The 12,281-nt window shown below is 74.3% G+C and carries 10 protein-coding genes; 3 read left to right on the top strand and 7 right to left on the bottom strand.

What is annotated here, in order from left to right:
* Positions 1 to 83: 83 nt before the first annotated feature.
* Positions 84 to 1,100, bottom strand: a complete 1,017-nt coding sequence (locus WMF46_RS21115) for a tetratricopeptide repeat protein (protein ID WP_437554358.1) — start codon at positions 1,098 to 1,100, stop codon at positions 84 to 86.
* 163 nt (positions 1,101 to 1,263) lie between these two features.
* Complete coding sequence (locus tag WMF46_RS21110) at positions 1,264 to 1,716, bottom strand: hypothetical protein (protein WP_437987230.1); 453 nt, start codon at positions 1,714 to 1,716, stop codon at positions 1,264 to 1,266.
* A gap of 183 nt (positions 1,717 to 1,899) precedes the next feature.
* Here WMF46_RS21110 and WMF46_RS21105 point away from each other — a divergent pair, with 183 nt between their 5' ends.
* Complete coding sequence (locus WMF46_RS21105) at positions 1,900 to 2,232, top strand: hypothetical protein (RefSeq protein ID WP_437747315.1); 333 nt, start codon at positions 1,900 to 1,902, stop codon at positions 2,230 to 2,232.
* A gap of 124 nt (positions 2,233 to 2,356) precedes the next feature.
* Here WMF46_RS21105 and moeB read toward each other — a convergent pair whose 3' ends face one another.
* Positions 2,357 to 3,520: a molybdopterin-synthase adenylyltransferase MoeB gene (gene moeB / locus WMF46_RS21100; protein WP_437987229.1), complete on the bottom strand. Its 1,164-nt coding sequence runs from the start codon at positions 3,518 to 3,520 to the stop codon at positions 2,357 to 2,359.
* A gap of 219 nt (positions 3,521 to 3,739) precedes the next feature.
* Complete coding sequence (locus WMF46_RS21095; protein WP_437987228.1) at positions 3,740 to 5,290, bottom strand: hypothetical protein; 1,551 nt, start codon at positions 5,288 to 5,290, stop codon at positions 3,740 to 3,742.
* A 97-nt stretch (positions 5,291 to 5,387) separates the two neighbouring features.
* Between WMF46_RS21095 and WMF46_RS21090 the strand changes: the two genes are divergently transcribed.
* The gene (locus WMF46_RS21090; RefSeq protein ID WP_437987227.1) at positions 5,388 to 6,101 is read left to right on the top strand and encodes a cob(I)yrinic acid a,c-diamide adenosyltransferase; all 714 of its coding nucleotides are present in this window, start codon (positions 5,388 to 5,390) and stop codon (positions 6,099 to 6,101) included.
* 21 nt (positions 6,102 to 6,122) lie between these two features.
* Here WMF46_RS21090 and WMF46_RS21085 read toward each other — a convergent pair whose 3' ends face one another.
* The 3 genes from WMF46_RS21085 to WMF46_RS21075 form a co-directional block, all read right to left on the bottom strand.
* Positions 6,123 to 6,920, bottom strand: a complete 798-nt coding sequence (locus WMF46_RS21085; protein ID WP_437987226.1) for a CDP-alcohol phosphatidyltransferase family protein — start codon at positions 6,918 to 6,920, stop codon at positions 6,123 to 6,125.
* A gap of 241 nt (positions 6,921 to 7,161) precedes the next feature.
* Positions 7,162 to 8,328: a hypothetical protein gene (locus tag WMF46_RS21080; RefSeq protein WP_437987225.1), complete on the bottom strand. Its 1,167-nt coding sequence runs from the start codon at positions 8,326 to 8,328 to the stop codon at positions 7,162 to 7,164.
* Between the two features lie 356 nt (positions 8,329 to 8,684).
* Positions 8,685 to 9,101, bottom strand: a complete 417-nt coding sequence (locus tag WMF46_RS21075) for a MarR family winged helix-turn-helix transcriptional regulator (protein WP_437910379.1) — start codon at positions 9,099 to 9,101, stop codon at positions 8,685 to 8,687.
* 319 nt (positions 9,102 to 9,420) lie between these two features.
* Here WMF46_RS21075 and WMF46_RS21070 point away from each other — a divergent pair, with 319 nt between their 5' ends.
* Positions 9,421 to 12,168: a transglycosylase SLT domain-containing protein gene (locus tag WMF46_RS21070; protein WP_437987224.1), complete on the top strand. Its 2,748-nt coding sequence runs from the start codon at positions 9,421 to 9,423 to the stop codon at positions 12,166 to 12,168.
* Positions 12,169 to 12,281: the final 113 nt, after the last annotated feature.

The following is a 12,281-nucleotide window of genomic DNA, read 5'->3' as shown; positions in this document are numbered from 1 at the left end:
CAACCTCTCGCGCTCACTCGCTGGTTCCGACCGCCAAGACCTGCCACGTCGCGGGCGCGTCGGCGACGCCCGCGGTGCCCGCCTCAGAGGTGCCTGCGCGCGATCTCGGCCCACGTGCCGGTCGGCTCGATCTCGAGGTACCTGCGCCAGCACGGTCGCGCCTTCGTCGGATCGCCGATCTGCTCGTAGGCCATCGCGAGGTTGTAATAGGCGTCCGCGAAGCGCGGATCGCTCGCGATCGCGCCCTGGAAATAGCGGATGGCGTCGGCCGCCTGGCCGCGCTCGAGCATCACGTAGCCGAGGTTGTACTGCGCCTCCGGCTGGGCCGCGTCGAGATCGAGCGCCTTCATGTAGAGCGCCTCCGCCTGCTCCTCGGCGTTGCGCCGGAAGCAGATGTTGCCGAGGTTCGTGTAGGCGATGGCCAGCCACGGGTCGATCTCGAGCGCGCGACGGTAGAGCGCCTCGGCCTCGTCCATCGTCGCCGGATCCTCATCGAGCTGGCTGGCCTGCATGTAGAGCTCGTAGGCCGTGCGCGCGCGCTCCCGACCCACCTTCGGGCGGAGCACCCGCACGACGTCGTCGCGCAGCTCCTTCACCTCGAAGTCGAGCACCATCTGCCCCGTGAGCGGCTCGAACGCGCCCGACGCGCCCCGGACCACGACCGCCTTGCCGTCGAAGGCGACGCGGAGCTCGGCGAGGGGGCGCGTCACCTTGGGGAGCGCGGTCCGGATGTTGTCGATCGCCCGCGCGACGTCGCGCAGGCGCACCTTGCGGGCGATCAGGTCGCGCGCGGCGCGCAGCGCGATCAGGTCCGAGAACGTGTACGCGCGCCGCCCCCGCCGCCGGCCGCTCGGCGCCGCGATGCCGGCGCGATCGAGCGAGCGCAGTCGCCCGGGCGAGATGCCGAGCAAACGCGCGACCTCGGTGCCGGTGAACATGTCGGTGACCGGCTCGCGGGCGCCCGGCGCAGGGAGCGGCGCCTCCGTCGCGCCCGCCTGCGGCGCGGGCGGGGGCTGCGACACCCGCCCGCCACCAGGGCCGAACACGACGTGGATCACCTTGTCGGAATTTCCGGAGGCGGAACGGTCCTTGTTGCTCATCGCAGCGTCACCGGCTCCGCGCCGACGATCGGCGGAGGCAGAGCGCGTCGTGGGGAGCGTACCCCGCCTCGCGCCGGAGTGCTCCCGTTCTCCACGTGGACACGCGCGTCAAGGGGGCACGGCCCGCGGTCGCGGTCTCGTCGGGAAGGTCCTTGCATCGCCATCACGCGCGCGCCGTCCTGTCCGTCGTTATCAGCACGCGCGCCGTGACGTCCACGGTCAGCGCGAACGAGACCGCCGCGGCGCGCGGCGCGAAGCCGCAGCGGATCTCGGCCTGCATCGGCCCGAGCGGGCCCCCCGCGCGCGCGGCGGCTTCTCGGTGCGCCACGCGGAGCGCCCGCAGCCTGAGGTGAGGGTCGAGCGCGAGCGCCCGATCGAGCAGCGCCGCCAGCGGCGCGTCCGGCGGCAGCGCGACGTGCACGCTGGTCGACCCGTAGTAGACGAGCGCGCCCCCCTCGTCGCGGGTGCTGCCCTCGCTCAGCACGTCGGCGCTGTCGAACAGCGCGTGGAGGCGCCCCGTCGAGCAGCTCACGAGCTCGATGTGCCTCCGCTGGAGGAGCGGTGGACGCTGGACCTTCGCCAGACCGGGACCGGGTAGACGCTCGCTGCGCGACATGGCGATCGCGATCGTGGCACCGCTGCGCGCTGCGTCCCAAAAGCGCGCGGAGATTCGCACAAAGTTGCTGCGGCACCTGATTTCGTGCGGGACGCCGGGGGCCGCGCGGCCGCGACGAATTTGGCCACGCGCGGCGCGCCTTGCCACGATGCGTGCCGCGCCGAAGGGCGCGAAGGAGCGAGCATGGACTACACCGGCACGGACCGCCGCAAGCACCGGGTCTTCATCACCCGCAACACGGAGTATCACGTCCGCGACGACATCTGCGTCGCGGTCCGCGATCGGGCCGCGCGCAAGTTCAGGCCAGCCCACCTCGCGCTGCACCTGAAGCTCCAGGGCGCGGTTCGGATCAACCCGAACGGCGTCGTGATCCCGGAGCCGCAGAACGCGCGCGTCGGCAGCCCCATCTATTTCACCCAGATGGATCACGACGGGATGGAGCGGCAGATCGTGACGAGCCGCGTGGAGGCGATCGAGCGGCCCGAGAAGGCCACGGTGCTCCAGTACCCCTCATGACACAGCGGAGCGCCCGGCCGCGCGGCGCGGGCGCTCGTCGTCGTGGACGTGGTCCTGGTCGCCGTCGTGCGCGCCCCGCCGCGCGGGCGCTCGTCGTCGAGCGCGCCGCGCGTGGCGTGTCCGCTCAGCCGAGCGTGCAGAAGCCTTCGTAGTCGATGTAGCTCGTGATGGTCGGCGACTCGCCGCAGACGGGGCAGTTCTTGTCACGGCGCAGCTTGAGCTCGCCGAACTTCATGCGCAGCGAGTCGTAGGTGAGGAGCCGGCCGATGAGGGGCGCCCCCTTGCCGAGGATCAGCTTGACCGCCTCGGTCGCCTGGATCATCCCGATGGTCCCCGGCAGGATCCCGAGCACGCCTGCCTCCTGGCAGCTCGGCGCGAGGTGGGCGGGCGGCGGCTCGGGATAGAGGCACCGGTAGCAGGGGCCGACGCCCGGCATGAACGTCGTCACCTGGCCCTCGAAGCGGAAGATCGAGCCGTGCACGACCGGCTTCTTCTTGAAGACCGAGGCGTCGTTCACGAGGTAGCGCGTCGGGAAATTGTCGCACCCGTCGACGATGATGTCGAACTGGTCGAAGATGCGGTCGACGTTGCCGCTGTCGACGCGCTCCTGGAACTTCACGACCTTCACGTCGGGGTTCAGGTCGCGGATCGCGATCTCGGCGCTGTCGACCTTGGGCTTGCCCACGCGCGAGGTCGCGTGGAGGATCTGCCGCTGGAGGTTCGAGTTGTCGACGACGTCGGCGTCGACGAGGCCGAGCGTCCCCACGCCGGCGGCGGCCAGGTAGAGGGCCGCCGGGCTGCCGAGGCCGCCGGCGCCCAGCAGGAGCACCTTGGAGGCGAGCAGCTTGGCCTGCCCCGCCTCGCCGACCTCGGGCAGGAGCAGGTGCCGGGAGTACCGATCCCGCTGCGCGTCTGTGAGGTTGGGCGGCATCTCGACCGGGTAGGCCATGTCCTTCCAGCGGGAGAAGCCCGGGTTGGCGCTCTCCACGTTGGTGTAGCCGAGCTCCTGGAGCGTCTTCGCGGCGAGCGCCGAGCGCGTGCCGCCGGCGCAATAGGCCACGATGTGGGCCGACTTGTCCGGCAGCTTCTGCTCGACTTGGATCTCCAGAAAGCCTCGCGGGATCGAGATCGCGCCCGGGATGAAGCCGGCGCGGTACTCCTCCTTCTCACGCACATCCAGGAGCACCAGCGGGACCTTGTCGTCGAGGCGGCGCTTGAGCTCAGTCAGCGAGAGCTCGCGGATGGACTTGCGGACGTCGGAGATGAGGTCGCTATAGGTCGTAGGCATCGTGGCTCCTCAGGGATGGAGAGACTTAGGTGCCCGGCGCTACGAGTCAACGACGGACGGCCGGCGGTCGAGAATTGTGGCCACGCGAGCAGAGCGAGCGCCGCGCCCGTCGGCAGGGGCGAGGCGCGTCGGCTCGGCCTGCCGGCGCGGCGCAGCCAGCCGCGCGGCGCAGCCAGCCGCTCGGCGGCGGCCGGAGGGCTGGGCTCCGCCAGGGCGGCGCTAGCGGCTGCGGGGCAAGAGATCGGGCCGCGATCGGAGCGAGGCGAGGGGCTCCTCCTTCTGCATGCCCCCCTCGCACTGGATGCGCGCGACGCGGCCTGCGGGCGGCACGTCGATGATCGTCGCCGGCTCGTTCTCCGACTTGCAGAGCGCGAGCACCTTGGTGCCCGGGGCGAGGCGCCCGCTGCGGAGCTGCTTGCGCGGCAGCTTGATCTCGGCGTCGTCGGCGAGCCGCCGGACGGTGATGTCGGCTCCCTGGACGTCGCTCACCACGCCGAGCTCGAGCGTCGGCTGCTTCTCCCGGAGCGGGCCCCATACGCGCTCGCCCTTCAGCTGGTCGTTCGGCGGCAACCAGTCGACGGTCGGCTCCTGGGCGAGGCGCGCCAGCGGCACCCACCCGATCGCGACGTCGAACGCCGCGGTGACCACGGCCGTGCCGGGGTCGACCTCGGTCACCAGCGCGCGATCCTTGGTCTGGCCGATGACCCACACGGGCGTCGAGGGCAGGAGGCTGCGCGTCGGCTCGCCGTCGCTGTCCGACGCGGGCGAGACCGCGACGGTGCCGTGAGACCAGCGCTTTTCCGGCTTCTTCATGGGCTTCATCCGGACCGTCCGCGCCTCGACCCACGCCGCGAGGGCGGCGCGCTTCCGCGCGAGCAGCTCGGGCAGCGCCCCGCTCCCTGGCAGCTCGGCCCCGTCGGGCGCGAGCGCCTCCCAGCGCAGGAGCGCGATGGTGGCGTCGAGCTGTTCGAGCGTGGCTGCCGCGTCCTGGGTGCCGAGCGCCCTGCCGGCGAGCTCGGCCAGCCGTGGCGCCGCGGCCGCACGGACCCGCCCGAGGATCGCGCGCCCTTGCTCCTCGGAGGTGTCTCCCCGCTTCACGGCGGCGTCGAGCTTCTCGACCGCGCTCGCCCAGCGTCCGGCCGAGACGTCCGCCTCGACCTGGCCATACAGGACCTCGGCGACGGTGGCGTCGAGCTCCGCGGTGAGCCGGTCCGTGGCGGCGTCGCCGAGGACCGCCCTCGTCGGCGGGGCCGCGAGGAACGCGCGCGCCTCCGCGAGCTTGCCGGCGATGGTCGCGTCGTCGACCTTCCTGCTCGCGCACGCCGCTGCCTGCGACGCCACGAGCCGCCGGACCTCGTGGGTGAACGCCTCGCTCTTCAGCTCGTCGATCCGCGCCGACAGCTTGTGGAACGCGGCCTCGCACTCCTTCTTGTCGAGCAGCTCGGCGGCGTCGTCGGCCCAGACCTTCGCCTCGCGCCTGTCGACCTTCTCGCGCAGCTCGCCGATCTGGTACCGGTGCGAGTCGACGCCGAGCCCGCTCGCCTTATCGAGCAGCCCGCGGGCGTCGGCGTACCGCTTGTCGGACAGCGCGCGGCTCGCCTCGTCGACGCGGCGCTGGCTCTCCGCGATGCGCGCCATCTCCGCCGTGACGGCGGGCTTCGGCGCCGGTCGCGCGGCCGGCTCGGCGGCGCAGCCCGCGGCGACGGGGATCGCGGCGAGGACGAGGGCGATGGAGACGGGATGACGGAGCAGCGACCCTGCTGAGCGCATAGGGACAGGACTGTTCCACTTCCCCTGGAGGATCGTCAACACCGCCTCCGGCGGCGTTTCTTGACCCTCGTGCGCCGAGGCCTTACGTGAGCTCCCCGTGAGCGACGACGATACGCGCGGGACGGGCGACCACGAGCCGGACGGCGGGGAGAGCGGCGGCGCGCGCGTCTTCAAGGCGCCGAAGATCACGATCAACCGCGTCTACACGCGGCAGGGGGACGGCGGGCTGACCCGGCTCGTCGGCGGGCAGCTCGTCCCGAAGGACGACGCGCGGATCGAGACCTACGGCACCGTCGACGAGCTCAACTCGCTCGTCGGGGCCGCGCGGCAGACGTTGATCGAGCTGCTCCCGGGGGCGCCGAGCCAGGGCGCCCAGCGCCTCGCGGAGCTCGGGCGCACGCTGCTCCGCGTCCAGCACGAGCTCTTCAACCTCGGGTCGATCCTCGCGACGCTCCCGGAGGACGTCCACCCGAAGCAGCCGCGCGTGACGCAGGCCGAGATCGATCTCCTCGAGGCCGAGATGGACCGCTGCCAGGCCGATCTGCCGCCGCTGCGCTCGTTCGTCCTCCCCGGCGGCTCGCGGCTCAACACGGACCTCCACGTGGCGCGGACGGTGTGCCGCCGGGCGGAGCGCTGCTGCGTGCGCCTCGCCCAGGCCGGCCACGCCGATCCGCACGCGGTCCGCTACCTGAACCGCCTGAGCGACGCGCTCTTCGTCTGGAGCCGCTGGGCGGCCGCGCTCCTCGGCACGCCGGAGCTCCTCTGGGAGCCCGACGCCTCGGCGAGCGGCGGCAAGGCGCCGCCCGCCTGAGCCGCGCCGCCCTGGCCGGCGTCACAGCGGCGCGCTCGTGGCCTTGCCGCCGCGGAGCAGGCGCGGGTGCTCTCCACCGGAGCGCGCGGTCGTCCTCGGCTCGCGCGGCGCCGCGGCGTCGGCCGCCGTGAGGGCGGCGCGCGTGCGCTGCACCAGCCGCAGGCCCGCGGCGAGGCCGACGCCTGCCACGAGGGCGAGGCAGGCAATCGTGATCGGGAAGGGGAGGGCGCCGGTCAGCCGCGTGGTCGGCACGGCCGGACCGAAGACGAGCGCCGCGACGAGGTAGGCGAGCCGCTCGTGCCGGCGCATCAGCCCGTCGGGCAGCGAGATCTGGTAAGCGTCGGCCTTGGCGCGCGCGTAGCTCACGAGCGACGAGGCGACCATCGCGACGAGCGGGATCGCGAGCGCCGCGGGGTGCTCTCGGTAGAAGACGGCGAGGCCGATGAGCGGCGCGGCGTCGGACAGGCGGTCGAGACACGAGTCGAGCACCGCGCCGGCGCGCGACGCTTTGCCGCCTTCGCGCGCCACCATGCCGTCGAGCGCGTCGAGGACGGCGCCGGCGATGAGCAGCGCGGCGCCGGACCGGAAGCGGCCGGCCGCGAGCAGCGGCGTGCAGGCGAGCGACAGGCCGAGCGAGAGGTAGGTGAGCGCGTCCGGCGAGACGCCGAGGCGCGCGAGCGCGCGCGCGGGGGCGTGGAACGACCAGTAGAAGGCCTCGACCACCGGCCTGGGGAGCAGTGCGCTCCCAGGAGAGGCGCCGAGCCGCGGCATCGCGGGTCGGCCGCGGCGCGCGACGCGCACGGCGTAGGCGCCGAGCACGGCTGTGCAGATTAGGATCGCAAAGGCGCAGGGGAGGACGGCCACGCCGAGGGCGGTTGCAGGGTTCGATCCGGGGCCGCGTCAGGCGACGCGGGCGCATCGCCGCGGGCGATCGGGCTGCGCCGCTGCGAGCGATGATCTCGCGCCGTCGGGGGCGGCCAGGCCGCGTCCCCGCGCGCCGGCCGCGCGGGCGGGATGTGGTGAACGGTCGCGGAGGATCGCGCCGCGTGGGCGGGCGGAGCTAGGGGCAACTGGCGCGCGAGAGCCGGATGCCCTGGTCTTGCTCCGTGTAGGCGATACCGAGCTCCTGGCCTGTCCAGGCCAGCGCCGGGTACCGGGCGGTCGCGCCGCCGCTCGCCTCGATCTCGTCGCCCATGGGCTCGAGGTCCCGGCTCAGCAGCGTGACGAAGACCCCCGGGGGACCGTCGCGGAACTGGTAGTACGCGACGGCAAGGCCGTGCCCTGTCCACGCGAGCGCCGGCCAGTTGGCGCTGCCTTCGCCGCGCGAGGCGATGGCCTCGGGCGACACCTCGTCCTGCGCGGAGATCCGGAGCGCGCGGATCTGCTCCGCGCCGCTGCGGGTGTCCTCCCAGACGAGGAAGGCGTCGTCTCCGCCGAGCACGACGCGCGGCAGCTTCGCCGTGACGCCCGGGTGCGCGATCGGATCGAGCGGAGCGCTCTCCTGGCCCGGCCTGGCGAAGTCGAGCGCGTCGCCCTGGGTCCAGACCACCGCGGTCTTCTCCCCGTCCGAGGCGACGGCCGGAAATTGCGCCTGATCCAGCGGCATCGAGCTGCTCAGCGCGCCGCCGTCGAGGTGGCCGAGCTGCGACCCGCCCGCGTCCATCCACGCGACGAGCGTCCCGTCCTGGCTCGCCGCCGCGGTGGGCCAGGACTCGGCCGCTCCGCTCCTGGCCAGATCGAAGGCCGCGCCCTCGGCGACGCCTTCCAGCGTCGCGCGGCGGCCGCGTACGACGCTGCCCGCGCCGTCCTGATCCTGCCAGAGGACGAGCAGGCCCTGCCCGTCGCGGTGAACGCTCGGGTGGCTGGAGACGCCCGGCCCGTCATCGATCACCTCCTCCCGCAGCTTGTTGCCCTCCGCGTCGACCGTGGCGAGGAGGATGTCGCCCTCGTCGGCCGCGCGCTCGTGCCACGCGATGGCGAAGCCCGCTCCGGTCCACGCGATCGACGGCGTGATCCCGCGGCCGCTGCTCACCTTCAGGCCCTCGGCCGCGATCGTGCAGGCCGCGGCATGGCTCCCGGTCCCTCCGCCTCCCGCCGCGTGCCCTCCGCCTCCCGCCGCGTGCCCTCCGCCTCCCGTGTCTGCTTGCCCGCCTCGCTCTCCGGAGCCGCAGCCCCATGACGCCGCGATGATCGCCGCGCTGATCGAGCCAAGAACCCAGTGCCTCATGGTTCCCCCGTCGTGCTGATGGGAGGCGCTCGGCGCGGCGCGCGCCGCGCGGAGATCGCACCGAGTGCCTCGATTCACGGGTCCGGCGCGGCGACGTCCTCCGTCTCGGAGACGGCGAGGCGCGGATCGCCGTGCGGGACGACCGCCGTTTCTCTGTTCGATGTCCGGAGGGGCCGCGGGTCGCGGCCCAGCCCTGCGCTTCACGCAGATCACGCAGCGCGCGCCGCGCTTCGGGCCGCGAAGCGCCGTTCGCTCAGCGCGCCGCGGCGCCAGCGCCGTGCGCGCCTGCAGGCATTCTCCGATCGGCGCTGCCCTGACTGGATCGCGCGCCGCGCGCGCGGATCCGACCGGCGGCGCTACTCGTCGCCCTGCTGCGGTTGCAGCGCCTCGGCGACGGCCGCGAGCACGTCCTGCGCGGCGTCGAGCTTGCGTCGCGGCACCGACTTCAGCGCCTGCCGTACGGCCGCTTCCACCGTGCCGGTGCGGAGGCTGTCGAGCTCGCGTCCGCGCGCGGTGAGGCCCAGGAGCGCGCGGCGCCCGTCCTTCGGGTCGACCCGGCGCTCGATGATCCCGCGCTCTTGCAGCCGCTTCAGCACCCCCGTGAGGGTGCTCGGGTGCAGCTGCATGATCTCGGCGAGCTGCCCGGCGGAGATCCCCGGGTAGCGCCCGACGATGCGGATGACGAGCCGCTGCGGGCCCGTCACGCCCATCTTCGCCTCCATGCGCTTCGACGTCGACTGCAGGCCGTGATCGACGGCCCACAGGAGCTTCATGAAGTCGAGCACCTCGCCCAGCCGAGAGCTCTTCTCTGAAGGGGGTCCAGCTGGAGACGAGCGCATCGCCGACGCTTGCTAGCTCGCCCGGACGCGGGCGGCTAGTGCTGGTCGCGGCGAGGGCCGTCGGCCCCGCGCAGGCGCGGGGCGCGGCGCCGGGGCAGATCGCCGAGGAATTCGGGCGGGAACATCGCGGGGAGCCGCGGGCGCGCCGGGACGCACCGGGAAGCGTGGCGATGTCGAGCAACGCACGGCGCCGCCGTTGTCTCCGCGCTTTGCCGTAGCGCTCGCGGGCGGTTTCGGAGCAAGATCCACGTCGATGAGCTGGGCACGGCGAGCCGCTCTGTGGACCGGGCTCGGCGCGCTGCTCTGCATCTCGGGCGCGGCCGTCGGCCAGGCGCCGTCGGTGCGTGCGTCCTTCTCGGCGGCGTACCGCGCCTTCCGTGATCCCGGCCTGCTCGATCGCGCGCCCGCCCTCGCGTCGACGGCCGACGCCTGCCCTCCGCCCGCTGGCGACGCGCCGCCCGCCCTCACGGCGCTCCTCGTGCATGAGTTCCAGCCCGCGGCGGACGAGGATCTCGAGGACCCCGACGGGGCGGTGCTGGCCACGCTGGCGATGCCGGACCTCGACGTGCCCCTCACGCGCCGCACGATGCGGTTCGTCCGCTTCTTCGCCCAGTCCGACGAGGGGCGCGCCCTCTTCCAGCGGCGCTTCCGGCGCGCCGGCGCGTACCGCGAGATCATCGAGCGCTCGCTCCGCGAGGCGGGCCTCCCGGAGGATCTGCTCTGGGTCGCGGCGATCGAGAGCGGCTTCGACCCGCGGGCGGTCTCGCCGGCCGGCGCGGCGGGGCTCTGGCAGTTCATGCCGAGGACGGGCGAGGCCTACGGCCTGGAGCAGTCCGAGTGGATCGACGCCCGCATGGGCATCACGCGGGCCACGGACGCCGCGACCGCGCACCTGCGCGACCTGTACGAGCGCTTCGGCCGGTGGGACCTCGCGCTGGCGGCGTACAACCTCGGCCACGAGGGCGTCCTCCGCGCGCTGTCGAAGGTCGCTGCGGCGCGCGAGCCCGAGGCCCGCGGGCCCGTCGGGCTCGCGGAGCTCTCGCAGGCCGGCGCCATCCCCAAGGAGACCGCGGACTACGTGCCGCAGATCATCGCCTTCGCGATCGTCGCGGCGAACCGCGGGCGCTTCGGGCTGGACCTGCCCGACGTCGCGCCGCTCCCGCCGCTCGACCTCGGCGAGGTCGCGGTGCCGCCGGGGACGCGGCTCCGCACGATCGCGCGCGCCGCGGGCATCTCGACGGCCGTGCTGCGCGAGCACAACCCCGAGCTCCTGCGCGACCGTGTCCCGCCCGGCCGTGTCGACCACCTGATCTCGCTGCCCGCCGATCGCGTCGCGCGCGCCATGGCCCTCTTTCCCGCCTACCTCGACCACGAGGAGCTCGACGAGGACGAGGGCGACGGCGCGAGCGCTGGGCTGCCGCGGCGCGCCGCGATCGGCGAGCTCGCGCTGGACGGCGCGTCGCTGCCGCCCCGCCCCGTGTCGCTCGGTCGGAACCGGCTCCCCCTCTTCACCCCGCCCGGCCAGGCGCCGGCGCCCATGCCGCTCCTCGGCAACCCGGAGGCGCTCGATGCGAGGCTCCCGATCGTGATGATCGGCGGCGGCGTCGGCTTTCGCCCTGCCTTCGAGGACGACCCGCTCGGCATCCGGAGCGGGCGCCTCGTCCCGGCGTCGCCTCTCGACGACGTCGGAGGCCCGAGCGCGCGCCGCGCCCTCAAGGGGCGCGAGGCGGCGATCGAGAAGCAGATCGGGCTCCTCGCGGGCCTCGGCCAGGAGCAGGTGCAGCGCTTCCGCCTCCCGAACGGCATCGCGGTCGACTTCCGGGAAGATCCCGCGGCGCCGCTCGTCTCGATCAGCGCGGCCGTCGCCGTCCCGGCGCGGCCCGCGGGCGACGCCGGCGCGGCGGGGCCCGCGCTCGCCAGCGAGGCGCGCGTCGCGATCACCGTGCCTCCGCGGGATCTCGACGTCGGCATCGACCTGGTCGCCGCGCGGCTCAGGATGCTGCTCGGCGAGGCGAGCGACGCGCGCGTGGCCGAGCTCAGGCGGCAGGCCAGCGCGGCCTCGCGGCGCGCGCTCGAGCGGGCGCCGTACGGCCCCTCGTGGCTGGCGCTCGGGGACGCGCTGTTCCCCGCCGGCCACCCGCTGGAGGGCACCTTGATAGGGGCGCGCGGCGACGCAGGCGCGGCGAGCGAGCTCCTGCTCGCCGAGTCGCTCCGGCGCGAGCGCGCCGCGGCGCAGGCGACGATCGCGCTCTCGGGCGACGTCTCCCGCGCGGCGGTCGAGCAGGCGCTCGCGCGCTCGCTCCAGCGCGCCGTCGAGGAGCCGGAGCGGCCCATCGGGCCGCATCCGCGCGAGGAGCGGATCGTCATCGAGGACGCGGTGCCGGCGCCGCGGCTGCTCTATGGCTGGATCGCGCCGCCGGAGGGAGGCGCGGACGAGGCGCCGCTCCGGGTGGCGATGGAGATCCTCGTCAGCCCGCGCGTCGCGCGGCTCGCGAAGGCCCTCGTCGCCGAGGGGCAGCTCGCGTCGGAGGTGACGGGGCGCCTGTCGCTCGGCGCGCAGGCGAGCGTCGCGGCGGTGGAGCTCACGCCCGCGCCGTCGCGCAGCGCCGCCGAGCTGGAGCAGCGCCTCGACGTCGAGCTCGCGTCGCTCGCGACGTCCGGGCCCACCTGGAAGGAGCTGGCCCTCGCGAAGGCCTTGCTCAAGCTGGATCTCGAGAGAGAGCTCACCCGGCGCGCGACGATCGCGCCGCCGCCCGCGTCTCCTCGGCCGATCACCGATCTGCGGCTGCGCGCTGCGCTCGACCCGGGCAGCTTGCCGAGGCTGCTCCGCGCGCTCGAGGAGGTCGAGCCGGCCGACGTGCGCGCCGTGGTCGCGCGGACCTTCGGCCGAGAGCGTCGGGTGAGCGTCACGACCTGGCCGCGCGGCGGAAGCGGCGGAAGCGCCGTGGCGACCGCGGCCCCCCCGACGCTCCCGCCGCTCGCTCCGCCGCAGCAGCCGTGAGGCCGCTGGCGCTCGTTCAATCGGCCGAGCGTGCCCGAGCGTGGCCAAGCGCCGCTGAACATGCCCGCGTGTAACCGGCGTCACATGTTCAGCACCCCGCGTGCCAGCCGGCC

This window comes from Sorangium sp. So ce117, assembly GCF_051524395.1.
Taxonomy (GTDB): domain Bacteria; phylum Myxococcota_A; class Polyangia; order Polyangiales; family Polyangiaceae; genus Sorangium; species Sorangium cellulosum_B.
This window is presented reverse-complemented; position numbering and strand designations above follow the sequence as displayed.